Source organism: Nocardioides sp. (genome assembly GCF_014360585.1).
In the GTDB taxonomy this organism is placed as follows: domain Bacteria; phylum Actinomycetota; class Actinomycetes; order Propionibacteriales; family Nocardioidaceae; genus Nocardioides.
This window is the reverse complement of sequence record NZ_JACIXG010000009.1, coordinates 19752-42917: the sequence shown is the minus strand read 5'-3', so window position 1 is coordinate 42917 and position 23166 is coordinate 19752. Positions and strand designations below refer to the sequence as shown.

General features: G+C 70.4%; 19 protein-coding genes. 7 read left to right on the top strand and 12 right to left on the bottom strand.

Annotated elements, in window-relative coordinates; all coding sequences use genetic code 11:
* Positions 1 to 15: 15 nt before the first annotated feature.
* Positions 16 to 930 carry an SDR family oxidoreductase gene (locus H5T77_RS05210; RefSeq protein WP_292645966.1) on the top strand — a complete coding sequence of 305 codons (915 nt, stop codon included), beginning with the start codon at positions 16 to 18 and terminating at the stop codon, positions 928 to 930.
* Positions 931 to 1006: 76 nt separating this feature from the next.
* Positions 1007 to 1867 carry a MaoC/PaaZ C-terminal domain-containing protein gene (locus H5T77_RS05205; RefSeq protein ID WP_292645963.1) on the top strand — a complete coding sequence of 287 codons (861 nt, stop codon included), beginning with the start codon at positions 1007 to 1009 and terminating at the stop codon, positions 1865 to 1867.
* A gap of 40 nt (positions 1868 to 1907) precedes the next feature.
* On the opposite strand, the gene H5T77_RS05200 is transcribed toward H5T77_RS05205, so the two are convergent.
* Positions 1908 to 2552, bottom strand: a complete 645-nt coding sequence (locus H5T77_RS05200) for a TetR/AcrR family transcriptional regulator (RefSeq protein WP_292645960.1) — start codon at positions 2550 to 2552, stop codon at positions 1908 to 1910.
* 139 nt (positions 2553 to 2691) lie between these two features.
* Between H5T77_RS05200 and H5T77_RS05195 the strand changes: the two genes are divergently transcribed.
* From H5T77_RS05195 to H5T77_RS05185, 3 genes are all read left to right on the top strand, one after another.
* A complete protein-coding gene (locus tag H5T77_RS05195; RefSeq protein ID WP_292645957.1) occupies positions 2692 to 3864 on the top strand; it encodes an acyl-CoA dehydrogenase family protein in 1173 nt (390 codons plus the stop codon).
* 79 nt (positions 3865 to 3943) lie between these two features.
* Complete coding sequence (locus H5T77_RS05190; RefSeq protein WP_292645954.1) at positions 3944 to 6067, top strand: acetate--CoA ligase family protein; 2124 nt, start codon at positions 3944 to 3946, stop codon at positions 6065 to 6067.
* Between the two features lie 115 nt (positions 6068 to 6182).
* A complete protein-coding gene (locus H5T77_RS05185) occupies positions 6183 to 6704 on the top strand; it encodes a hypothetical protein (RefSeq protein ID WP_292645951.1) in 522 nt (173 codons plus the stop codon).
* Positions 6705 to 6710: 6 nt separating this feature from the next.
* Here H5T77_RS05185 and H5T77_RS05180 read toward each other — a convergent pair whose 3' ends face one another.
* From H5T77_RS05180 to gabT, 3 genes are all read right to left on the bottom strand, one after another.
* On the bottom strand, positions 6711 to 10163 hold the full coding sequence (locus tag H5T77_RS05180) for an indolepyruvate ferredoxin oxidoreductase family protein (RefSeq protein ID WP_292645948.1): 3453 nt from the start codon (positions 10161 to 10163) through the stop codon (positions 6711 to 6713).
* A gap of 170 nt (positions 10164 to 10333) precedes the next feature.
* On the bottom strand, positions 10334 to 11788 hold the full coding sequence (locus H5T77_RS05175; protein ID WP_366816611.1) for an NAD-dependent succinate-semialdehyde dehydrogenase: 1455 nt from the start codon (positions 11786 to 11788) through the stop codon (positions 10334 to 10336).
* Between the two features lie 17 nt (positions 11789 to 11805).
* The gene (gabT, locus tag H5T77_RS05170; RefSeq protein WP_292645942.1) at positions 11806 to 13143 is read right to left on the bottom strand and encodes a 4-aminobutyrate--2-oxoglutarate transaminase; all 1338 of its coding nucleotides are present in this window, start codon (positions 13141 to 13143) and stop codon (positions 11806 to 11808) included.
* Between the two features lie 65 nt (positions 13144 to 13208).
* Between gabT and H5T77_RS05165 the strand changes: the two genes are divergently transcribed.
* Positions 13209 to 14105 carry a LysR family transcriptional regulator gene (locus H5T77_RS05165; RefSeq protein WP_292645940.1) on the top strand — a complete coding sequence of 299 codons (897 nt, stop codon included), beginning with the start codon at positions 13209 to 13211 and terminating at the stop codon, positions 14103 to 14105.
* Here H5T77_RS05165 and H5T77_RS05160 read toward each other — a convergent pair.
* The 3 genes from H5T77_RS05160 to H5T77_RS05150 are packed head-to-tail and all read right to left on the bottom strand — an operon-like array spanning position 14037 to position 17980.
* Positions 14037 to 15482 (bottom strand): flavin monoamine oxidase family protein, encoded by a 1446-nt coding sequence (locus H5T77_RS05160; RefSeq protein ID WP_292645938.1) that lies wholly within the window; start codon positions 15480 to 15482, stop codon positions 14037 to 14039. The two genes, H5T77_RS05165 and H5T77_RS05160, sit on opposite strands and share 69 nt — an antisense overlap.
* Before the next feature lies 1 nt (position 15483).
* Positions 15484 to 16536, bottom strand: coding sequence for an agmatinase (gene speB / locus H5T77_RS05155; RefSeq protein ID WP_292645935.1), 1053 nt, complete (start codon positions 16534 to 16536; stop codon positions 15484 to 15486).
* 55 nt (positions 16537 to 16591) lie between these two features.
* Positions 16592 to 17980 carry an APC family permease gene (locus tag H5T77_RS05150; RefSeq protein ID WP_292645932.1) on the bottom strand — a complete coding sequence of 463 codons (1389 nt, stop codon included), beginning with the start codon at positions 17978 to 17980 and terminating at the stop codon, positions 16592 to 16594.
* 145 nt (positions 17981 to 18125) lie between these two features.
* Between H5T77_RS05150 and H5T77_RS05145 the strand changes: the two genes are divergently transcribed.
* Entirely contained in the window at positions 18126 to 18722 is a 597-nt protein-coding gene (locus H5T77_RS05145) for a TetR/AcrR family transcriptional regulator (protein WP_292645929.1), read from the top strand.
* Positions 18723 to 18746: 24 nt separating this feature from the next.
* On the opposite strand, the gene H5T77_RS05140 is transcribed toward H5T77_RS05145, so the two are convergent.
* From H5T77_RS05140 to H5T77_RS05120, 5 genes are read right to left on the bottom strand one after another with little or no spacing between them, the layout of a single operon-like run.
* On the bottom strand, positions 18747 to 19487 hold the full coding sequence (locus H5T77_RS05140; RefSeq protein ID WP_292645926.1) for an AAA family ATPase: 741 nt from the start codon (positions 19485 to 19487) through the stop codon (positions 18747 to 18749).
* Positions 19488 to 19490: 3 nt separating this feature from the next.
* A complete protein-coding gene (locus H5T77_RS05135) occupies positions 19491 to 19982 on the bottom strand; it encodes a MarR family winged helix-turn-helix transcriptional regulator (protein WP_292645923.1) in 492 nt (163 codons plus the stop codon).
* A gap of 54 nt (positions 19983 to 20036) precedes the next feature.
* Complete coding sequence (locus H5T77_RS05130; protein ID WP_292645921.1) at positions 20037 to 21257, bottom strand: AGE family epimerase/isomerase; 1221 nt, start codon at positions 21255 to 21257, stop codon at positions 20037 to 20039.
* 7 nt (positions 21258 to 21264) lie between these two features.
* Positions 21265 to 22134, bottom strand: coding sequence for a carbohydrate ABC transporter permease (locus tag H5T77_RS05125; protein WP_292645918.1), 870 nt, complete (start codon positions 22132 to 22134; stop codon positions 21265 to 21267).
* A complete protein-coding gene (locus tag H5T77_RS05120) occupies positions 22131 to 23090 on the bottom strand; it encodes a carbohydrate ABC transporter permease (protein WP_292645915.1) in 960 nt (319 codons plus the stop codon). The genes H5T77_RS05125 and H5T77_RS05120 overlap by 4 nt, the downstream gene beginning before the upstream one ends.
* Positions 23091 to 23166: the final 76 nt, after the last annotated feature.

Sequence of the window (23166 nt, the reverse complement as noted above, 5' to 3'; positions counted from 1 at the left end):
CGAAGGAGCAGACCCATGGCACACACCGACCGACAGGTCGTCATCATCACCGGCGCCGGGCGTGGACTCGGCCGAGCCCACGCCCTCGAGTTCGCGCGGCGCGGAGCCGCAGTCGTGGTCAACGACCTCGGTGCCGGCCTCGACGGCACCGGCAAGGCCGACGACCCCGCCCAGCAGGTGGTCGAGGAGGTACGCGCACTCGGCGGCGAGGCGATCGCCAACGGCAGCGACATCAGCGATCCCGAAGGCGCGCAGAAGCTGTTCCAGGACGCCCTCAACCAGTGGGGCAAGGTCGACGTCCTGGTCAACAACGCCGGCATCCTGCGCGACCGGATGCTGGTCAACATGTCCATCGACGAGTGGGACGCCGTGGTCAAGGTCCATCTCCGCGGCACCTTCGCCCCGATGAGCGTGGCCGCCCAGCACTGGCGCGAGCTCTCCAAGCAGGGCGAGGACGTCGATGCCCGGATCATCAACACCACGTCCTCCTCGGGCATCTACGGCAACCCCGGGCAGATCAACTACGGCGCCGCCAAGGCGGGCATCGCGGCGATGACCGTGATCGCCGCCCAGGAGCTGCGCCGCTACGGCATCACGGTCAACGCGATCGCACCGGCCGCGCTGACCCGGATGACGGAGAACCTCAACCCCAACCGGCCGCAGGTGGCCGAGGGCGAGTGGAACCCGGGCGCGCCCGAGAACGTCTCCCCCGTCGTCGCCTGGCTGGCCTCGCCGTCGGCGCGCGAGGTGACCGGTCGCGTCTTCAACGTACGCGGTGGGCACGTGAGCGTGGCCGAGGGCTGGGTCGCCGGCCCGACGGAGGAGAAGGACGGGCCGTGGACCGTCGAGGAGCTCGACGTGGTGCTCCCCAGCATGATCGCGGAGGCCCGGTCGAACTCGCTCACCAGCGGAAGGACTCCTGAGGCATGAGCGAGCGTCAGCGAGCGACAATAGGCCTCAGGCCGCCGGTTCCGTATCCTTTCTTCACCTCGACGGAGGCGGCGGCATGAGTCTCGACCAGTCCGTTGTCGGCGTACGCTCCGAGCCGGAGGAGCGATCCTGGACCAGCGCCGAGACGCTGCTCTACGCCCTCGGTGTCGGCGCAGGGCACGACGACCCACTGACCGACCTGGCCTACACCACCGAGCACGGCGACGACGCGTGCCCGGAGCAGAAGGTGCTGCCGACCTTCGGCGTGATGGTCACCTGGGGCGCCAGACGTGGCGGGAGGAGGATGGGCGACTTCAACCCGGCAATGCTGGTCCACGCCGAGCAGGAGGTCGTCCTGCACCGCCCCCTGACCGCGGAGGGGACCGTCTCGCTCACCTCCCAGGTGACCGGCATGTACGACAAGGGGTCGGGGGCCCTGGTCACGAGCCAGGCCGAGGCGGTCGACCCGGCAACGGGCGAGCCCGTCGTCACCACCCGCAGCTCGGTGTTCATCCGGGGTGAGGGCGGGTTCGGCGGCGATCCTGGCCCGAAGGTCGCGTCGCCGATCCAGGAGCGTGATCCCGACGACCTGGCGACGATGCCGACCTGGCCCGGTCAGGCCCTGCTCTACCGCCTCAGCGGCGACCGCAACCCGCTCCACTCGGACCCACGCTTCTCGGCGCGAGGCGGCTTCGAACGCCCCATCCTGCACGGGCTCTGCACCTACGGGGTCACCGGCCGAGCGCTGGTCCGCACGATCGCCGAAGGCGACGGGGACAGGCTGGCGACGATGAGCGGACGCTTCTCCGCACCGGTCCTTCCCGGGGAGACCCTTCAGGTCGCGATGTGGCGCGTCGACGACACCACGACCGCCTTCCAGACCCGAAAGGAGGACGGCACCGTGGTCATCGACCGTGGCCTGGCCACCTGGCGCTGACCGTCGGCCCCGATGGTCGAGCTTGACGAGACCCGCAGGCCTACTCGGAGGCCTGCGGAACACCCTCGGCGATCTCTCCGGCAAAGAGGCGCTGTGCCAGCACGATCGCGTGCCGGGAGACCCGCCGCGCCTGGCGCTTCGTCTCGCACCCGGCCGTCATCCTGGCCGCCTCACCGATGAGAGCGGTCAGGATCGCACCGAGCAGCTTGTCCTCGTCGCTGCCACCGAGGCCGAGGACCTGCAGGTTGCGGCGGACCCACTCGGTGTTGCGGCGTCGGCGCATCACCTCGAACCCGGGAGGGCCGTCGCCGGCGTAGAAGACCGGCAGCAGCTCGCGGTCCTCCCAGACCGCATCGAGGTAGGCCAGTGCCCCGGCCTCGAACTGGTCCAGCGGCGCCTCCACCCCGCTCTTGCGGAGCTTCGCCACGCTCGCGGCCGCGGCGGCGGCGAGCCTGCCGACGTACTCCTCCCACAGCGCGAGGTAGAGCTGCTCCTTGCCACCGAAGTGGTGGTAGACGCTGCCGACGCTGGAGTCCGCGCGGGCGACGACGTCGGACACGCTCGCCACCGTGTAGCCCTTCTCGGCGAAGACCTCCCGAGAAGCGTCCAAGAGCTGACGGCGCGTCTCCTCGGTCTTGGCCCAACGACGCCCTCCGGGGCTCTGTTGTTCGACCTCTAGCGACATCGTTCACTCCTCGTCGTCCTGCGGGATCTTCTCAGAATATGCGCAATTCCTCTTGACGACGAACCGCGACTGCGTGACGCTTCTCATAGTCCATTCTAGAAAATGATTCTAGAAACTCACTCTAACTGAAGGAGCGGGCATGATCGACTTCGCGCTGGGAGAAGAGCATCGAGCGGTCAAGGAGGCGGTTCGCCAGTTCATCACCAAAGAGGTGATGCCACTGGAGGACCAGGTTCTCCTCAACGAGCGGAACGGCCGGCCGGCCCTCGAGCCGGGCCAGCTCAAGGACCTGCAGGCAAAGGCCCGCAAGTACGGCTACTGGGGCATCAACACCCCGGAGGAGTACGGCGGGATGGCCGCGGGAGCCGTCATGTCGGCGATCATCGCGGGCGAGGCCGGCCGCACCTTCGTGCCGTTCCGCTTCGGCGGCAGCGCGGACAACATCCTCTACGCCGGCACCGAGGCGCAGAAGCAGGAGTACCTCATCCCCACCATCGAGGGTGAGCGCCGCAGCTGCTTCGCCATCACCGAGCCGGGCGCCGGCTCCGACGCCCGCAACATCCGGACCAAGGCGGTCCGGGACGGCGACGACTGGGTGATCAACGGCGAGAAGACCTTCATCACCAACGGCAACGAGGCCGACTTCGTCATGGTCTTCGCCGTCACCGACCCCGCGAAGGGCGCCGACGGCGGTGTCACCTGCTTCCTGGTCGACCGGGCGATGGGCTGGGAGTCCACGCCCATCCCGACCATGGGTGAGTGGGGCCCGGGCGCGTTGAGCTTCCAGGACGTCCGCGTCCCGAACGACCACATCCTCGGCGAGGAGGGCAAGGGCTTCGAGCTGGCGATGCAGTGGATCGGCAACGGTCGCTTCATGATCCCCGCCGGCGCCATCGGTGCCGCCGAGCGCATGCTCGAGATGGCCATCGAGCACGCCAACAACCGGCAGTCGATGGGTCAGCCGATCGCCAACTACCAGTTCATCCAGGGTCACATCGCCGACAGCGCCGTCGAGCTGGAGGCCGCCCGCTGGCTGACCCTGCACGCCGCCTGGCAGGTCGAGAACAAGATGGACGCCCGGCACACCTCGTCCATCGCGAAGCTCTACGGCACCAACATGGCCAACCGGGTCGTCGACCGCGTCCTCCAGATCCACGGCGGCATGGGCTACACCAAGGAGCTTCCCCTGGAGCGCTGGTACCGGGAGCTGCGCCTGCTCCGCATCTTCGAGGGCACCGACGAGATCCAGCGCCGTACGATCGCCCGAAACCTGCTCAAGGGGCACATCAAGGTGGGAGCGTCGTTGGCATGAGCGAGCGCAAGCGAGCGACCATCGGATACTTCAGGGCGCCGCGTCCGTATTCTGGCGCCTGCGCTACGGAGGTGGCGCCATGAGCACGCTCGACGCCGATCGACTGCAGGAGTTCTTCCGTCCGAAGTCGGTCGCCCTGGTCGGGGCGACCGACAAGTCGGGCTGGTCCATGAGCACCTACAACAACCTGCTCCAGCACGGCTTCGCCGGGGACGTACACCTGGTGAACCCCAAGACGCCCGTGGTCCACGGCGTCGAGACCCACCGCAGCCTCTCCGACATCCCCGGGCCGGTCGACCTGGCCTACGTCATGACGCCGATCGAGGTCGTGCCGCGCGTCCTGGAAGAGGGCGCGGCCCGCGGCATCCGGAACTACGTCATCCTCACCGCCGGCTACGGGGAGGTCGGCGGCGAGGGCACGGTCCGCGAGCAGGAGGTCGCCGACCTCGCCCGGCGGCACGACCTCATCGTCCTCGGTCCCAACGGGAACGGGTTCATCAACGCGGCCGACTCGATCACCCCGTACGGGTTGCCGATCCCGCCGCCGCTCCTGGGCGGTTCGGTCGGGGTCGTGCTGCAGAGCGGTGCGCTGGCCAGCAACGTGCTGGCATTCGCCCAGGCACGCAACATCGGGATCTCGCTGCTGGTCTCGATGGGCAACGAGACCGTGATGTCGGTGACCGACGTGATGAACGCGCTGGTCGACTCTCCCAAGACGAAGGTGATCGCGCTCTTCCTGGAGAGCATCCGGCACCCGGAGGAGTTCGCCGACATCGCCCGGCGGGCCCTGGCAGCGGGCAAACCGATCGTGGCTCTCAAGATCGGTCGAAGCGTCAAGGCGTCTCGGACCGCTCAGGCCCACACCGGCGCGCTGGTGGGTGACGACAAGACCGTCGACGCCGCGTTCCGCCAGCTCGGGGTGATCCGCGTGAGCTCGTTGGAGGACCTGATGGTGACCGCTGGCATGCTCGCCGAGACCGGCCCTCTCCCCGGCAACCGGATCGGCGTCGTCACCCCCTCGGGCGGCGCCTCCGAGATCATCTCCGACCGTGCCGAGGACGAGGGGCTCGAGCTGCCGGAGTTCGCCGAGGCGACCACGACGGCGCTGCGGGGCGTACTGCCACCGTTCGCGACACCGAACAACCCGCTCGACGTCACCGGCTACGTGCTGCTCGACCGCCAGCTCATGGCGAAGTCGCTCGGCGTGGTTGCTGCCGATCCCGGTGTCGACGTCATCATGCTGCTTCAGGACATGCCCCGGGCGACACCGGACTTCGACCTGGCGGTGGAGACCTACCGCCACACCGGCGGGGTGATCCGCTCCTCGCCGAAGCCGGTGGTGATCGTGGGCAACGTCCTGGTCGACGTGAGCGAGACCGGGCGGGCCCTGCGGGAGGCGGCGAACTATCCGCAGATCGCGGGCGGGATCGAGCACGGGATGACCGCGCTGGGCCACGCGGTGCGCTGGTCGGAGACCTACCGCCGCCATCAGGCGGGCACGGACAGGCCGGTCTCGGTCGAGGTGAAGGTGCCGGACGGGCTGCCGGCCCGGGTCGGGACCTGGACCGAGCGTCATGCCGCCGGGTTCCTGGCCGCGAACGGCATCCCGATGGTGCCGTCCCGGGTCGCCACCTCCCCCGACGAGGCCGCTCGTCTCGCCGAGGAGGTCGGCTTCCCCGTGGTGCTCAAGGCGGCGGCCGACGACCTGGAGCACAAGAGCGACCTCGGCGGCGTGGAGCTCGGTCTGCCGGATGCGGAGTCGGTCCGTGCCGCGGCAGAGCGGATCGCCGACTCCCTGGCGAAGGCCGGCCACGACGGCACCACGACGATCGTCCAGCCGATGCGCTCGGGTGGCACCGAGCTGCTCGTCGGCGTCGTCCGAGATCCGTCCTGGGGCCTCACGCTGGCGGTGGCCATGGGCGGCATCTGGGTCGAGATCCTCGGTGACTCCCAGCTCCGGCTGCTGCCGATCTCGGAGGCCGACGCCCGGCAGGCGCTCGAGTCGCTGCGCAGCGCCGCCGTCCTCCGGGGCGCACGCGGGCAGGCTCCGGTCGACCTGGAGGCGCTGGCCGGTGTGGTGGCGAGGCTCGGCGCGATCGCGGTCGCTCTCGGCGACGACCTCGAGTCGCTCGAGGTCAACCCACTGCTGGTCTCCGGCGAGCGGATCGAGGCGCTGGACGCGCTCATCACCTGGCGCGCCTGACCGCGTCACCGCGGCCCGAGAGGCGAACAGTCCTTCGGGCCGCGGTGTCCGTCCGGCGACGGGCAGCCGGAGTCCGCTAGGTTTTCCCTCACCTGTTGGCCGATGAGGAGCTCCGATGCCCACACCCCCGATGCGTACGGCCAGGATGCTGGCGCTCACGTTCATGTCCATGCTGGTGGTTCTGGGGGTCGTCGTCGCCCTCAGCGTGCCCGAGGCCGACCTGACGCTGCCGTCTGCGTACGTCATCGGCGGGCAGGTCGCGGCCGGGGTCGTGATCTTCGTGCTCTGCTCGACGATCGGGTTCCAGGTCGTGCCCATCACACCGGGCACGCCGCCCGAGCAGGCGACGCGCGAGGGCCTGCAGAGGCAGCAGACCTCGATGTTCCTCCGGCTCGTGCTCAGCGAGGTCGTCGCGATCGCCTCGCTCGCGCTGGCCTTCGTCCTCACCGATGGCCAGCTGATGACCTACGTCATCGGCGCGGTCGTCTCGCTGGCGCTGATGGCCTTCTTCGCCTACCCCTCGGCCCGCAACATCCGCCGGGTGGAGGCCAGCCTCGACAGCGCGGGTGCGCCGTCGAGGCTGGCAGAGGAGTTCGGCGTCGGTGACGGGCCGACGAGCACCTACAACGTGCTCTAGTCCCAACTAGATCGCGAGGTCGATCCCCTCGGCGGCGAGCGCCTCACGGTAGGCCTCGACGTTGCGCATCTTCACGTTCTCGTAGCCCCGCACCATGTCCGGGAGCTCCGCCAGGCGGACGGCCCGGACGTAGTTCTCGTCGGTCAGGTCCGCGGCGAGGTCGGTGACCAGCGCCGAGTAGTGCGCGAGCAGGGCGCGCTCGGTGCGGCGTACGTGGGCCTGACCGAACGGGTCGAGGATCGTGCCGCGGAGGAACTTCATGGTCGCCAGGAGGCGGAGCATGAAGTGCGAGCGCGGACCGAAGGTCATCTTGCGGCCCTTCAGGAGCGCCCCGAAGACCGGCGGGGAGAGCTTGAAGCTGATCTTGCCCTGGACCTCGGCACGGACACCGTCCAAGGCGGCCGGCGCGGTGAGCAGCCGGGCGACCTCGTACTCGTCCTTGTAGGCGGTGAGCTTGAACAGGTAGCGGGCGACCGCCTCGGAGAAGCGGGTCTCGGCGGACACCGCACGCTCGGCGTTCCAGACCAGGTCGACGAGCTCGATGTAGCGGCGAGCGGTCTCCTGGTTCTGGAAGGCGACGAGCTTCGGGGCACGGAACTCGACGAGCCGGCGCACCTCGCCGTCGAGCTTCGCGTCGTCCAGAGCCGGCACGACGATCTCCTCGACCGGCGCGGTGGCCGTGCCGGTGACCTTGGCGAACTCGTCGGGCGCAGCCACGGAGGCACGGCCCCAGCGGAAGGCGGCCACGTTGGCGCTGACCGCGACACCGTTGATGCCGATGGCCTCCTCGATCGCCTCGGCGGGGATCGGGAGCGCACCGGCCTGGTAGGCGGCGCCGACCAGCAGGAAGTTGGCCGCGGCGGTGTTGCCGAAGAGCGTCTCAGCGGCGGTGAGCGCGTCGAAGGCGCGCAGCGAGGAGGTCGCGCCGTTCACGCGGGTGAGCAGCTCGTCGTCGGCCGGGTAGGCGATGTCCTTGTCGTAGACCATCGGCCCGGTCGGCGTCTTGCTGGTCGACACGACCGCTCGGGTGCGCTCCGGGTCGCCGTAGGCGAGGTTCTTGCCCTCGGCCAGGGTGAGGAGGTCGAAGCCGAGCAGCGCGTCCGCCGAACCCGGGGTGACCCGGTTGGACGGGTCGATCGCGCCCGGACCGAACCGCAGGTGAGCGGTCACCGGGCCGGCCTTCTGGCTCATCCCGACCTGGTCGAGTGACTCCACGCCGAAGCCGGCCCGCAGCGCCGCGGTGGCGAGCACCTGGTTGACGGTGACGATGCCGGTGCCGCCGATGCCGGCCATGAAGACGCCGTAGGTCCGCTCCAGGTCGGCGTAGCCCGGGTCCGCCACCTCGGGCGGGGTCGGCGTCGACTTCTTGGCCTTCTTGACCGTCGGGTCGGTCTCGACCGCCATGAACGAGGGGCACTCCCCCTCGACACAGGTGTAGTCGGTGTTGCACGAGGTCTGGTCGATGCGGGTCTTGCGGCCCAGCTCGGTCTCGACCGGCTGCACGGAGAGGCAGTTGGACTTCACGCCGCAGTCGCCGCAGCCCTCGCATACGGCCTCGTTGATCACGATCTTGGTGTTGCGGGCCTCGATGGTGCCGCGCTTGCGCTGGCGGCGCGCGTCGGCGGCGCAGTGCTGGTCGTAGATCAGCACGGTCACGCCGTCGATCTCGCGCAGCTCCCGCTGGGCGTCGTCGAGGCGGTCGCGGTGCCACAGGCGTACGCCCGCGGGGAAGCTGCTGCGGCGGTAGCGCTTCGGCTCGTCGGCGACCACGATGATCGCCTTGACCCCCTCGTTCATCAGCTTGTGCGTCAGCTGCGCCATCGTGACCTCACCCTGCCGCTTCTGGGCACCGGTCATCGCGACGACGTCGTTGTGGAGCAGCTTGTAGGTGATGTTGACGCCCGCCGCGACGCACGCCTGGATGGCCAGCTGCGCGGAGTGGAAGAAGGTGCCGTCGCCGACGTTCTGGAAGGTGTGGCCGGCGTGGCTGTAGGGCGCCTGCCCGATCCACTGCGAGCCCTCGCCGCCCATCTGGGTGATGCCGACGACCGCACTGTCCTCACGCTGCGAGGCGGTCACCAGGGTGTGGCAGCCGATGCCGCCGCCACCGATCGAGCCCTCGGGCAGCGCGGTGGAGCGGTTGTGCGGGCAGCCCGAGCAGAAGTACGGGGTGCGCGAGGTCGAGAGCAGCGGCAGGTCGATCCGGGCCGGCCCGGCGGACTTCAGCTCGGCGCGGCCCTTCAGCGCACGACGCAGCGGCGCGAGCAGGCGGCCGGCGGTCAGCTCCCCGTCCAGCGGCACCAACGGGACCCCGGCGCGGTCCTTCTTGCCGACGATGACGGGCGCGGACGGCTCGCCGTAGAGGATCTCGCGGATGCCCTGCTCGATGAAGGAGGTCTTGTCCTCGACGACGATGATCTCCTCGAGCCCGTCGGCGAACGTCGACACGATGGTCGGCTCGACCGGCCACATCATGCCCAGGCGCAGCACCCGGATGCCGGCGGCCATCAGGGCGTCGTGGTCGAGGCCGAGGTCCAGCAGGCCCTGTCGCATCGAGTCGTAGCACGAGCCGGAGGCGACGATGCCGACCTTGGCGTTCGGCGCCTTGACCTCGATCCGGTTGAGCCGGTTCTCGGCGGCGTACGCCTTCACGACGTTCATCCGGGGGCCGTAGAGCTTCGCCTCGGCGCCGACGATCCGGTCGGGGAAGAGCTCGATCTTGGTCGGCTCGTAGGTGTAGGGGACGCCCTGCCACTCGGTCTTCGGCATGACCGGGTCGATGACGCCGATCTCCGGGTTGACCACCCAGGCACCGTCGGCGACGTCGGCGACGATCTTGAGCGCGACCACACAGCCGGAGGCGCGGGAGAGGGCGATGCCCTCCATCCCGTACTCGACGATCTCGGAGGCATTGCGCGGGAAGAGCACCGGGATGCCGAGCGAGGCCAGGGTGCGCTCGCTGACCGCAGGCACGGTGGAGGACTTCGCGGCCGGGTCGTCGCCGACCAGCATCAGCATGCCGCCGGCGGGGTGGGCGCCGTACATGTTGGCGTGACGCATCGCGTCCAGCGCGCGGTCGACACCGGGACCCTTGCCGTACCAGACGCCGGTCACGCCGTCGTAGCGCTCGGTGTCGAGCGTGACCGCCGACTGCGAGCCCCACACGGCGGTGGCGGCGAGTTCCTCGTTGAGACCGGGCACGACGGTGATGTCGGCGTCGGCCATCTCCTTCGGCAGGCCCAGCAGAAGCTGGTCGAGGCCGCCGAGCGGACTGCCCGGATAGCCGGAGATGAAGGTGCCGGTCCGCATGCCGCGGCGTTGGTCCAGGGCGCGCTGCTCGACGAGCATCCGCGCGATCGCCTGGATTCCGGTCAGCAGCACGGGGCCGGCTCCGACACGGTATCGGTCGGCCAGGTCGTACGCCTCGAACGAGGTCCCGGGCTCGAACACTGCGGTCATAAGGGTGACTCCTCAATCTGCCGGGCGGCACTGGTGGTCCGTCTGGAGTGTTTGCGGGACCGCCGGGTGAGGCAGTCCCGAGTGACCACCCGCATGGTGTGCAGGTGGCCTGAGTCACATCATCGGGGATGGAGTCGGCGTGATGCCAATCACGAGACGACTCCCCCGACTCACCAGGCGACGCTGAGGTACTGCGTCTCCAGGTACTCCTCCAGCCCGGCCCGCGCGCCCTCGCGCCCGATGCCGCTCTGCTTCACCCCGCCGAACGGCGCCGAGGGGTCGGAGACCAGGCCGCGGTTGACGCCGACCATCCCGGCGTCGATCCGCTCGGCGACGTGCAGTGCCTCGCCCATCTCGCCGTAGACGTACGCCGCCAGGCCGAACTCGGTGTCGTTGACCGTGGCCAGCAGCTCCTCGGTGTCGTCCCAGACCACGATCGGGGCCACCGGCCCGAAGATCTCCTCGTGCAGCAGCGGCGAGTCCGCCGGTACGCCGGTCAGGACCGTGGGTGCGTAGAAGTAGCCCTCCGAGGCGGGGACCTCGGCGCGGTGGGCGATCACGGCCCCCGCGGCCACGGCGTCGTCGACGAGGCCGGTGACGGTGGCGTACGCCTTCTCGGAGATGAGCGGGCCGATGTCGCTGCCCTGCTCGGCGGGGCCGACCCGGAGCTTCTCGACGGCCGCGCCGAGCCGGGCGGTGAACTCCTCGGCGACGTCGGCGTGCACGTAGAACCTGTTGGCGGCGGTGCAGGCCTGTCCCCCGTTGCGGAACTTGGCGACCATCGCGCCCTCGACTGCTGCTGCCACGTCGGCGCTCGAGGTCACCACGAACGGCGCGTTGCCGCCGAGCTCCATCGAGGTGTTGACGACCCGGTCTGCGGCCTGACGCAGCAGGATGCGGCCGACGCCGGTGGAGCCGGTGAAGGAGATCTTGCGGACCCGCTGGTCGGTGAGCCAGGTGCTGACGATCCCGGCAGCGTCGCGACCGGGGACCACGTTGACGACGCCGTCGGGAACGCCGGCCTCGGCGATCAGCCGGGCGACCGCGAGCGCCGTCAGCGGCGTCTCGGCGGCGGGCTTGAGCACGACCGTGCAGCCCGCCGCGAGCGCCGGGGCGATCTTGCGGGTGGCCATCGCGGCCGGGAAGTTCCAGGGCGTCACGAGAGCGGCCACGCCCACGGGCTTGTGGGTGACGATGGTGCGGGTGCCACCGGCCGGCGAGGCACCGAAGTCGCCGTGCGGGCGCACGGCCTCCTCGGCGTACCAGCGGAAGAACTCGGCGGCGTAGGCGACCTCGCCGCGCGCGTCGGTGAGGGACTTGCCGTTCTCGAGCGCGATCAGGGCGGCGAGGTCGTCGACGTCGCGCAGCATCAGCTCGCGCACCCGGACGAGCAGGTCGCTGCGGGGCCGCGGCGGCAGCGCCGACCACGCGGGCAGTGCCGCAGCGGCCGCGTCGACGGCTGCGGTCGCGTCCTCGGTGCTGCCGTCGGCGACGTCGGCGACGTGCTCGCGGGTGGCGGGGTTCTCCACCGTGAAGACGCCGGCGGCTCCCGGTCGCCACTGGCCGCCGACGAGGACGCCGCTGCCGGGCTCGAGGGCGTCGAGGTAGCTGGGCTGGGTGTTCATGGGCCCGGCGGTCGTGGTCACTTGGACTCCTCCAGTGCGGTCGTGAGTACGTCGAGGGCGTCGTCGAGCAGCTCGTCGGAGATGCTCAGCGGCGGCAGGAAGCGGATGACGTTGCCCCAGGTGCCACAGGTCAGGGCGATGACGCCCTGGCTGTGGGCGTAGGCGGCGACGGCCTTGGCGGTCGCGCCGTCGGGGTCGCCCGTGGCGGGGTCGACGAACTCGGCGGCGATCATCGCGCCCCGGCCGCGTACGTCGCCGATGCGCGGGTCTCCGGCCTGCAGGTCGCGGAGCCGGCCGAGCAGGCGCTCCTCGATCTGGCGGGCCCGGCTGAGCAGGTCCTCGGCCTCGATGGTCTCGATCACGGCCAGCGCGGCGGCGCAGGCGAGCGGGTTGCCGCCGTAGGTGCCGCCCAGGCCGCTGGGGTGGACGGCGTCCATGACCTCGGCGCGCCCAGTCACCGCGGAGAGTGGCAGACCACCGGCGATGCCCTTCGCGCTGACCACCATGTCCGGGACGACGTCGTCGTGCTCCACGGCGAACCAGGTGCCGGTGCGGCCGAAGCCGGACTGCACCTCGTCGGCCACGAAGAGCACGTCGTTGGCCCGGCACCACTCCGCCAGCGCGGCGAGGAACCCGGGTGCCGGGACGATGAAGCCGCCCTCACCCTGGACCGGCTCGATGACGACGGCCGCGAGGTTCTCGGCGCCGACCTGGGTCTCGATCTGCGACGTCGCCCGGGCGGCCGCCAGCTTGCCGTCGATCTCGACAGCGTCCCGGAACGGGTAGGACATCGGCGCCCGGTAGACCTCTCCGGCAAACGGTCCGAAGCCGTGCTTGTAGGGCATGTTCTTCGCCGTCATCGCCATCGTGAGGTTGGTGCGGCCGTGGTAGGCGTGGTCGAAGACCACGACCGCGTCCTTGCCGGTGAACGAGCGGGCGATCTTGACCGCGTTCTCGACGGCCTCGGAGCCGGAGTTGAACAGCGCGGTGCGCTTCTCGTGGTCGCCGGGGGTGAGCCGGGCGAGCTGCTCGGCGACGGCCACGTAGCCCTCGTAGGGCGTGACCATGAAGCAGGTGTGGGTGAAGGCCGCCACCTGCTCGGTGACCGCGTCGACGACGCGGGCGGCGCTGGAGCCGACCGTGGTCACCGCGATGCCGGAGCCCAGGTCGATGAAGCGGTTGCCGTCGACGTCCTCGACGATCCCGCCCGCGGCGCGGGCGGCGAAGACGGGCATCGTCGTGCCCACGCCCTGGCTCACGGCCGCGGCCTTGCGGCGGATGAGCTCCTGGGAGCGGGGGCCGGGGAGCGGCGTACGCAGGAGGCGGGACTGTTCGAGGGTCGAGAGCTCGGTCATGGGATCAGCATGGGCCTCGGCGACACATGTCGTCCAAGACCTTTTGGCTACTAAGATCATGCCTCATGAGCATGGATCTGCGGCTGCTGCGCTACTTCGTCGCCACCGCCGACGCGGGCTCCGCGACCCGCGCCGCGGAGCTGCTGCACGTGACCCAGCCGGTGCTGTCGCGGCAGCTGCGACAGCTCGAGGCGAACCTGGGCGTGCCGCTGTTCGCCCGGGAGGGGCGGCGCCTGCGGCTCACCCGGACGGCGATGGACCTCCTCCCCCGCGCCCGCGACCTGCTCGCGCACGCCGACGACCTCGAGCGCGCCGTCGGCCTGCTCGCCTCCGGCCGGCTCGACGAGCTGCACCTCGCCGTGCCGTCCACGACGCTCACCGACGTGCTCGCGCCGTTCCTGGCGACGCTCGGGCCGGACGACCCGGTCGCGATGGTCCGCGAGCTCGATCCGCGCGGCGCGGTCGCCGCGGTCCGCGCCGGCGCCGACCTGGCGATCGTCACCCGGCCCCCGGGCCGTTCGCTGACCTCGCGCGCCCTCGCCGTGCTGCCGGTGTGGGCCTATGTCCGCCCCGACGACCCGTGGGCGGGGCGGGGGTCCGTGGACGTACGCGACCTGGTCACCCGGCCGCTCGTCCTGCTCACCGAGGACCTGCGGCCCCGGCCGCTCCTGGACGCAGCGGTCGAGGACGCCGCCGTGGGCTACGGCGACGTCCTCGAGGTGTCCAACGCCCAGGTCGCCCAGGCGCTCGCGGCCTCGGGCCGCGGCGTCGCGATCGTCTCCGACGACCCGCGCTTCGGTCTGGTGCCGCTGCACATCGAGGCGCCGGCCGGTCGGGTGCGGATCAGGCTGTACGCGGCATGGGACCCGCACCACCACGCCGCCGGCGCCCTCTCAGCGCTGGCCGACCGGCTCTCGGCGTTCTGTGTCGAGCGCTACGGCGCGGAGGTCGCCGCCCGCTGACCTCGTGGCGCCCAGCGGCCTCAGCCCGCCGTCGAGGATGGTCCGGGCGATCTCCTCGCCCACCCGGACGGCGCCGTCGACGTGCTGGAAGCCGTGACCGGCGACGTCGCTGCTGCCGAACTCGATCGGGCCGAGCGGCTCGCGCAGCACCGCGCCCCACCTGGTCAGCCCGCCGAGGTCGAAGCTGGTCCCGTACGCCCCGCCGGTGAGCTCCTGGTGGTGCCAGTCGCTCTCGACGTAGGTGAGCGGCTCGAGCGCCGCGTCCCCGAAGTACGTCGCCAGCGACGCGAGCACCTGCCGGCGCCGCTCCTCGTCGGGGAGCCGGCCGGCGGCGTCCGCGCGCTTGTCGGAGACGAAGCCGACCAGCGTCCCGCGCTGCTCGCCCTCGGGGGTGTTGTCGTAGACCTCGTGGACCAGCTGCCAGGGAGCGAAGCCGGTGCCGCTGAGGCCGTCGGCGCGCCAGAACGGCGTCTCGTACTGCGCCTGCACCTTGATGACCAGCCCGAACGACTGGTGCTCGCGGGCCATCCGGTGCTCGGCCGGAAGCTCGGGGCTGAACCGGATCCGCTTGACCAGGGTCGGCGGCACGGCGAGGACCAGGCGGCGCGCGGCGTGGATCTCGGCGCCGATGTGGACCACGGCACCGTCCTCGTCCCACTCGACCAGGGTCACGTCCTGGCCGAGCCGGACCCGGTCCCCCAGCCGTTCGGCCAGCGTCAGCGGCACCCGCTGCAGACCGCCGACGACCCGGCGGTCGAGGATCACGTCGGCGTCGACGAGGTTGCTGAACGACCCCGCGCTGGCGGCCATCTGCACGGCCTGGAGCACGGAGAAGGAGTGGGCGGGCTTGGTCAGCATCGCCGGCCCGATGTAGAGCGCGACGTTGTCGACGGCCACCGGGTCCTCGCACCGCTCCTCGAGCCAGGCCCGGAACGAGACGCTGTCGAGGTGGGCGGCGTCCTCGAGGTCCCACGGCCGGGCCGGGTCCATGCCCGCGGCCAGCGCATCGAGCGCCTTGGTCAGCTGCGCGATCGCCGCCAGGGTGGACTCCTCGACCGGCAGCTCGTCACCGAAGCGATGCGTGACTCCCGCCTTGTCGACGTAGAGCGACTCACCGTCGCGGAACCGCGGGTAGGTCGGCAGCCTGAGCTCGTCGAGGATCCCGAGCAGGGCGTCCTGGTCCGGCGAGACCCACTGGCCGCCGACCTCGAAGTCGGCCTCCACCCCGGGTGTGCCGTGCGCCTCGGTGCGCAGCCGGCCGCCGACTCGGTCGCGCGCCTCGAGGACGAGCACGTCCTTGCCGGCCTGGGCGAGTCGCCAGGCCGCAGTCAGGCCGGTCACCCCGGCGCCGACCACGATCACGTCGTGGGTGGTCATGTCAGTTCTCCTGTTTGTCAGTGTCGGTGGGGCGCTGGTCCGGACGCTGGGCCAGCAGCGGAAGGCTCGGGTCCCAGCGGGTCCCGTCGGCCTGGTCGCGCCTGCGGCGGGCGATGCCCGAGAGCGCCTCGAGAACGACCCGGTTGGCGAGGAACGAGGTGATGTCGGCGTGGTCGTAGGGCGGGGAGACCTCGACGACGTCGATCCCGACCACCGGCAGCTCGTAGGCGATCCGACGGACCGCATCGAGCAGCTGGCGGGAGGTCAGGCCGCCGGGCTCCGGAGTGCCGGTGCCGGGCGCGTGCCCGGGGTCGCAGACGTCGATGTCGACCGAGAGGAAGACGCCGTCGCACTCGTCGGTCGCGATCGTGAAGGCCTCGCTGAGGCACTCCTCCAGCCCGCGGTGCACGATCTCGGTCATCTCGTAGGACCGCATGCCCTGCTCGGCCATCCAGTCGAGCGTCTCGGGCTCGGGCCAGTAGCCGCGCAGCCCCATCTGCAGGAACCGGTCGCCGCGCAGCGCACCCGACTCGATGAGCCGGCGCATCGGCTGGCCGTGCCCGATGAGCGAGCCGAACTCGATGTCGCCGGTGTCGGCGTGGGCGTCGAAGTGGATCATCGACACGCGTCCCTGGCCGAGATGCTGGGCGACACCGGCGGCGTCGGGCCAGGCGATCGTGTGATCGCCGCCCAGCACCAGCGGGATGGCACCGTTGCTCGTCACGGCGTGGACCGCATCCTGGAGGTCGCGCACCGAGCGCTCCGCGTCGCCGGAGTACATCTCGACGTCGCCCGCGTCGAGCACCTTCAGGTCCCGCAGCGCGTCGACGCGCATCGCGAGCGAGGGCCGCGACCCGTCGTGGGGCAGATAGCAGGTCTGCCGGATGAACTGCGGGCCGAACCGGGTGCCCGACCGGTGCGAGGTACCTCCGTCGAAGGGGGCGCCGAGGATGACCACATCGGCACCCTCGTACGTCGCGGGGTCGGCCCAGTCACACCGGTCGACACCCAGGAAGGTGATGTCGGGGCCGAACTGGGTTCCGTAGCGAGCCATGTCGTTCTTCTCTCTTGTTCGATTCTCGTGGTGGACAGTTGCGCCCGTTCAGGGCTCAATCCTCGGTCGGTTCGACGACGAGGAACCGCTCGCCGGCCCGGCGGGCGAGGAAGAGGTGGTAGTAGGTGAGGGCGGCGACCACGACACCGGCCGTGATCAGGATGTCCAGACGTGCGGAGCCGGCCAGCGCGTAGCCGATCGCGCCGATGACGATCAGCGGCGGCAGCGGCCACAGCGGCATCCGCCAGCCCAAAGCGGCGGGCCCCTGACGGCGGGCGCGGAGCGCGGCGATCGCGACGACGACGTACATCGTGGAGATGACCACCGAGGTCACCCCCAGCAGCGCCTCGATCTCGACGGCGCCGGCGAGGATGGCACCGGGGATGCCGATCACGAGGGTGGCCAGCCACGGGGTGGCGTAGCGGGGGTGCAGCTTGGTGAGGACGCCGTTGACCGGGGTCGGCCAGGAGCGGTCGCGTGCGGAGGCGTAGACGACCCGGGCGTTCTGCAGCACCATCACGATGACGGCGTTGAGGATCGCGATGGCGATGGCGACGTTCACGGCGACGGCGACTCGATCGCCACCCCACGCGGCCACCCACTGGGAGAAGTTGCCGGAGGCGAGGTCGCTGAGGTCGTCGACCGCTAGGACCGTGGTCACGGTCGGGACGAGGATGACGAGGCCGCCCAGGCCGAGGGTCCAGAAGATCACGCGGGCGACGTTGCGACGCGGGTCGACGATCTCCTCGGACAGGTAGACGGTGGTGCCGAACCCGCTGACCAGGAAGGTGCTCACGGCGAGGCCGGAGATGAGGATCGCCAGCGTGAACGGCTCCAGGCCGGTCTCACCGATGACGTGCGGGGAGACCAGCTCGCCGGGGCCGCGCTGGATGTGGCCGAGCCCGAGGACGGTGACGACCACGGCGGCGATCATCTCGAGCGCGAGGAAGGTGCCGGTGACGACCGCGTTGGCCTTGATGTTGAGGATCGCCGTGGCCGTCGAGAGGAGCATCACGATCGCTCCGGTAGCGGCCCTCGGCAGCTCCACGAGGTCGGCCAGGTAGTCGGCGGTGCCGAGGGCGAAGATCGGCGGGATGAGCCAGAGCAGCACCCCGGCCAGGGAGAAGGTCAGCCAACCCATCGACTTGCCGAGGGTCTGGGTGACCATCGCGTACTCCCCGCCCGAGCTGGCGGTGCGGGTGCCCAGCTCGGCGTAGCAGGCGGCGATCGCGACCGAGACCGCGAAGCCGGCCACGACCGCCAGCACCGCACCGCTCCCCTGCATCGCGAACAGCTCCGGGACGATGATGAACAGGCTCGATGCGGGCGTGATGCACGACAGCACCAGCAGGATCGCCGCGCCAGGCCCGAGCACTCGCGCGAGCTTGCGCCGATCAGGCGCCGGCGTCACCTCGTCCGGCGTCACCTGCATGGATTCGATCATCGCGGTCTCCTTGGGAATGAGGGTACAGCGAGTTTTGAACGCCGTACAAAACTTTGAACGGTGTTCAAAGTGACCCAGATCACCGCTAGAGTCAAGAGGGCCGACCAAAGATCTTGCGAAGCGAGCACGAGGGGACACTGGTGAAGTGACACGCACACGCTCCAACCGACGCCTGGAACGACCGCGGGAGCAGGTGCTCGCGGCCACCCTGGAGATGGTGGCGGAGGAGGGGCTCGCCAAGGTCACGATGGCGTCCCTCGCCGCTCGGCTCGGCACCAGCGGCGGCCACCTCCTCTACTACTTCGGCACCCGCAACGGCCTGCTCCTCGAGACCCTGCGATGGAGCGAGAGCGAGTACGCCGCGCAGCGGGCACCCATCCTGGAGAAGGTCGAGCAGGACGGAGCCGGAGGCGTCGACGCGCTGCTCTCCTTCACCGACGTCTACCTCGCCCTCGACGAGCGTGACCCCCGCTGGCTCCTGTGGCTCGAGCTGTGGGCCCGCGCGCCGTACGACGCCGAGCTCGCCGCCGCGCAGCGCGCGATGGACGACGATTGGCACGCCGACCTGGTCCGGCTCTTCGCTGCAGCTCTCCCCCAGGTGCCTGGCCGAGAGGCCCTCTCCGAGCGCCTGCGGGCGATGTGGGACGGCTTCAGCATCGGCATCGTCACCGGCGGCGGCACCGCCCTGCGCGACCACGCCCTCGAGCACACCCGCGCCGCCGTCACCGGACACGAGGGATAGCGGAGCACGCGGCCCGCGAGAGGCTCAGTCCTCCAGGACGTACCGCAGATATCTCGCCGGGTCCGCCAGGAACCGTCGGGTCAGGGTGACCGGTTCGGCGTCGTCGTAGGCGACCTGCTCGATGCGTCCCTCGTCGTCGAACTGCAAAATCCTCGCGCCGGGCACCGAGAGCAGGACCGGAGAGTGGGTGGCGATGATGAACTGGGATCGCTCGTCGGCGAGCTCGACGATGCGCGCGACCAGAGCCAGACAGCCCTTCACCGAGAGTGCGGCCTCGGGCTCGTCGAGGATGTAGAGGCCGCCGGGCTTGAACCGGTGCATCACCAGATCGAGGAACGACTCCCCGTGGGAGCGCTCGTGCAGGGAGACCCCGCCGTAGGCATCCGCCGTGGCCAAGCCGAGGCGCTCGATCTCGGTGGCGACGTTGTAGAACGACTCCGCCCGCAGGAAGTAGCCGTTGCGCGGCCGCTTCAGTCCACGCTGGATCACGATGTAGTCCCCAAGAGACGACTCGGTCGCACGGGTGGCGAACCGGAACGAGATGGAACCGCCCTCGGCGTTGAACCCGGACGCGACCGCGATCGCCTCGATGATCGTGGACTTCCCGGTCCCGTTGTCGCCGACGAGGAACGTCACCCGTTCGTCGAAGTCGATCCCTTCTCCGCGGGCCAGCTCGCGGACCGCGGGCAGGGTGAAGGGGTACCGACCGGTGTCATGGCTTGGGTCGAGGGTGACCCGAGCGATGTACCGATCGTCGAACCGCATGCCTCAGCACGCCTTCGGGTCGATGGGCGGCCTCTTCGCGCCGGTCGGGTCGAGACGCTCGAGCATGATCCCGGCGATCTCGGCCAGCTGGCTCACCTGGTCGGGGCTCAGCGAGTCGAAGACGTACTCGCGCACGGCGTCCACGTGACCTGGCGCCGAGGCGACCATCTTCTCGTGGCCGCTCTCGGTGAGACGTACGTTGGTCGCCCGACGGTCACCAGGACAGGTGAGCCGCTCGATGAGGCCACGGTCCGCCAAGCGCTTGACCACGTTGGAGAGCCTCGGCAGCGTCGCGTTGGTGAAGCCCGCCAGCTCCGTCATCCGCAGGGTCCGGTCCGGCGCATCGGAGAGCATGGCCAGGACGCCGTAGTCGAAGTGGGTCAGACCGGCGTCGCGGCGCAGCTGGGAGTCGAGCGCACCCGGGAGCAGCTCGAGGACGCCGATCAGGCGGAGCCACGCCGCCCGCTCCTCCGGCGACAGCCAGTTGCCCTCCACGCCACGGAGTGTGCCGCAGAAAGTTGCCCCGAACAACAAAAGGGACACCGGAGGTCAGGAATCGACGTCTCGCGGTGGCTGCTGGGGCTGGCTCAGCTGGACCGAGAGGACGGGGGCCAGCGGCATCCGGGCGAGCAGCAGCGCCTGGTAGGCGTGGTAGACGTCCGGTTTGCCGTGCCAGATCACGTGCGAGGGGCGGTTGTGCTCGTCCAGCTCGTGATGCCAGCTGCCGTGCTCGCGGTCGATGAGGTGGGTCTCGATGTACGCCTCGAAGCGCTGTCGCCACTCGTCGTAGGTCGTCTCGCCGGTGCGGGTGTGCAAGGCACCGGCGGCGGCGAGGGCCTCCGCGGCCACCCAGTGCAGCCGCAGCCGGGTGACCGGCGTGCCGTCCCACGAGGTCGTGTAGACGAAGCCGGTCTCACCGTCCGCGGACCAGCCGACCTCGACGGCACGGGCGAACAGCGCCCGGGCGTCCTCGACCAGCCACGACGGAGCGTCCGGCAGGGTCGCGTCCAGGTGCAGCAGCAGCCGCGACCACTCCAGCAGGTGCCCGGGGGTGCAGCCGTAGGGCCGGAACGGATCGCCGGGCCGGTCGGCGTTGTAGTCGAGCAGCGGCGACCAGGAGAGGTCGAAGTGCTCGGGCAGGTCATAGCCGTGCGCGCGGGCGACCCCGTGGATCAGGTGCTCGGCGATGGCCAGCGCCCGCTGGTGCCAGGCGCCGTCGCCGGTGACGTCACCCGCGGCCAGGAACGCCTCCACCGTGTGCATGCTGGAGTTGGCTCCGCGGTAGGCCTCCCCCGAACCGAGATCGCGCTCGAGACTGTCGACCACGCGGCCGGAGTCGTCGAGGAAGTGCTGCTGCATCACGCCCAGCGCCTCGTCGAGCAGCGCGTCCGCCCCGGGCACACCGGCCGCGACCCCGCTGCTCGACGCCAGGATCACGAAGGCGTGCGCGTAAGCCTCCTTGAGGGTGCCGATCGGCTCGCCGTCGGTCGCGACCGAGGCGTACCAACCGCCGAGCTCGTCGTCACGCAGCGCGCCCGACAGCGCCCGGATGCCGTGGGCGGCGAGCTCGCCGGCCTCGGAGCCCGGCAGGTCCCCGCGCAGGTGCGCGAGCGCGAAGACGTGGGTCATCCGGGCGGTGATCCAGGTGTGCACTGGCTCGGCCGCGTCCGGGCTACCGGACTCGTCCAGCCACCAGAAGCCGGCGGGCGAGGCCGCCGACGGCCGGGCGAACCCGACCAGCCGGCGGCACTCGATGGCGGGGTCGATCATCGGTCGATCATCCCTTGACCGACCCCGCCATCAGCCCGCCGACGAAGTAGCGGCCGAGCAGGATGTAGATGATCAGCGTCGGGACGGACGCGATCAGCGCGCCCGCCATGCTGGCGGAGTAGTCCTGCAGCTGACCGCTCGCCAGGAAGTTGAGCGCGATCGTGACCGGCCCGTTCTGCGAGGTGGAGAAGAAGAGCGCGAACAGGTAGTCGTTCCACGCCGAGGTGAACTGCCACATCAGCGCCACCACGAACGCCGGCGCCGAGATCGGCAGGATGACCGAGGCGTACGTCCGCAGCATGCCGGCGCCGTCGACCCGAGCCGCCTCGATGAGCTCGACCGGGACCCCGGCGTAGTAGTTGCGGAAGATCAGCGTGGTGATCGGCAGACCGTAGACGACGTGCAGCACGATCAGGCTCGGGACGCCCGAGGGGACGCCGAGGTTGCCCATCAGCTGAACCAGCGGCACCATCACGGCCTGGTAGGGGATGAACATCCCGAACAGGATCAGCGTGAACACCACGTCGGCGCCTGGGAAGCGCCACTTGGAGAGCACGAACCCGTTCATCGAGCCGAGCACCGAGGAGATGATCGTTGCCGGGATGACCATCGCGAACGTACGCCCCAACGCCGGCCCGAGCTGCTCCCAGGCACGTGCCCAGCCGGCGGTCTCCCAGGACTCGGGGAGCTTCCAGGCGTTGGTGGGAGTGGCGTCGCCGATCCCCTTGAAGCTGGTGACGAACAGGACGTACGCCGGGAGCAGGACGACCAGCGCGAAGCCGATCAGCAGGATGTACTTGATCGTGCGGGCGACCCCGCGGGAACGCTGTCCGGGGACCCGGGAGGCGACAGCGGCCGGGATGGCTTCGGTCGTCATCGGCGACGCTCCTGACGGTAGGTGGAGACGAGGTAGGGCACGATCAGGATGGCCACGATCAGGAGCAGGACCGTCCCGATGGCGGCCGACTTCGCGTAGTCACCGCGGGTGAACTCGACCCACATCTGGGTGGCCGGCACCTGGGTCGTGTAGTTGGTCTGGCCGGCGATCGCCATGATCAGGTCGAAGACCTTCAACGACATGTGCCCGATGATGATGATCGCCGAGAGGGCGACCGGGCTCAGCTGCGGGAAGATGACGTGCCGATAGAGCTGCCACTCCGAGGCGCCGTCGATCCGGGCCGCCTCGCGCAGCTCCTCGGGGATCCCGCGGAAGCCGGCCAGGAAGAGCGCCATCACGTAGCCGCTGAGCTGCCAGATGGCGGGGACGGCGATCGCGAGGATGCCCCAACGCTCGTTGGTCCACCACGGGTTCTGCAGGAAGTCGAGGTGGAGGGTCTCGAAGAGCCGGTTCAGCCCGGAGGCACGGTCGCCCTCGGCGTTGTTGAGCAGCCAGCGCCAGACCACACCGGAGGCGACGAACGAGACCGCCATCGGGAACAGGTAGATCGCCCGGAAGAGCGACTCGCCGCGAGCCTTGCGCTCGAGCAGCCATGCCCACAGGAACCCGAGGGACAGGGTGCCGACGAGGAACGTCGCGGTGTAGAGCATCAGGTTGCGCAGCGAGTAGATGAAGTCGTCGTCGGTGAACAGGTCGCGGTAGTTGTCCAGCCCGGCGAAGCCCTGCGACGGCCCGATGTTGTGCCGGTCCTGCAGGGAGGTGTGGATGTTGGATCCGATGAGGCCGTAGACGAAGACGCCGATGACGATGACGGTCGGCAGGATCAGGAGTACGGGCGCGACCCACCCGCGCCCGCCGGGGCGGCGGCCCCTGGGGCGTCTGGGCTGCTGGGACCGTCCGGGTCGCTTGACGGCGCCGGGCACCGTGGAGGACATGTGTCCGTCCTTTCACAAAGGGCGGCCGAGGAGCTGCGACGGATGCTGTCTGCCGCAGCCCCTCGGACCGGGTGGG

Bases quoted from the DNA above. Each gene is read 5' to 3' on its own strand.
- H5T77_RS05125 (WP_292645918.1), bottom strand. From the start codon at position 22,134: ATGACGACCGAAGCCATCCCGGCCGCTGTCGCCTCCCGGGTCCCCGGA.
- gabT (WP_292645942.1), bottom strand. From the start codon at position 13,143: ATGACCGAGCTCTCGACCCTCGAACAGTCCCGCCTCCTGCGTACGCCG.
- H5T77_RS05120 (WP_292645915.1), bottom strand. From the start codon at position 23,090: ATGTCCTCCACGGTGCCCGGCGCCGTCAAGCGACCCGGACGGTCCCAG.
- H5T77_RS05185 (WP_292645951.1), top strand. From the start codon at position 6,183: ATGCCCACACCCCCGATGCGTACGGCCAGGATGCTGGCGCTCACGTTC.
- H5T77_RS05140 (WP_292645926.1), bottom strand. From the start codon at position 19,487: ATGCGGTTCGACGATCGGTACATCGCTCGGGTCACCCTCGACCCAAGC.
- H5T77_RS05130 (WP_292645921.1), bottom strand. From the start codon at position 21,257: ATGATCGACCCCGCCATCGAGTGCCGCCGGCTGGTCGGGTTCGCCCGG.
- H5T77_RS05200 (WP_292645960.1), bottom strand. From the start codon at position 2,552: ATGTCGCTAGAGGTCGAACAACAGAGCCCCGGAGGGCGTCGTTGGGCC.
- H5T77_RS05175 (WP_366816611.1), bottom strand. From the start codon at position 11,788: ATGAACACCCAGCCCAGCTACCTCGACGCCCTCGAGCCCGGCAGCGGC.
- H5T77_RS05150 (WP_292645932.1), bottom strand. From the start codon at position 17,980: ATGATCGAATCCATGCAGGTGACGCCGGACGAGGTGACGCCGGCGCCT.
- H5T77_RS05180 (WP_292645948.1), bottom strand. From the start codon at position 10,163: ATGACCGCAGTGTTCGAGCCCGGGACCTCGTTCGAGGCGTACGACCTG.
- H5T77_RS05160 (WP_292645938.1), bottom strand. From the start codon at position 15,482: ATGACCACCCACGACGTGATCGTGGTCGGCGCCGGGGTGACCGGCCTG.
- H5T77_RS05190 (WP_292645954.1), top strand. From the start codon at position 3,944: ATGAGCACGCTCGACGCCGATCGACTGCAGGAGTTCTTCCGTCCGAAG.
- H5T77_RS05195 (WP_292645957.1), top strand. From the start codon at position 2,692: ATGATCGACTTCGCGCTGGGAGAAGAGCATCGAGCGGTCAAGGAGGCG.
- H5T77_RS05205 (WP_292645963.1), top strand. From the start codon at position 1,007: ATGAGTCTCGACCAGTCCGTTGTCGGCGTACGCTCCGAGCCGGAGGAG.
- speB (WP_292645935.1), bottom strand. From the start codon at position 16,536: ATGGCTCGCTACGGAACCCAGTTCGGCCCCGACATCACCTTCCTGGGT.
- H5T77_RS05165 (WP_292645940.1), top strand. From the start codon at position 13,209: ATGAGCATGGATCTGCGGCTGCTGCGCTACTTCGTCGCCACCGCCGAC.
- H5T77_RS05210 (WP_292645966.1), top strand. From the start codon at position 16: ATGGCACACACCGACCGACAGGTCGTCATCATCACCGGCGCCGGGCGT.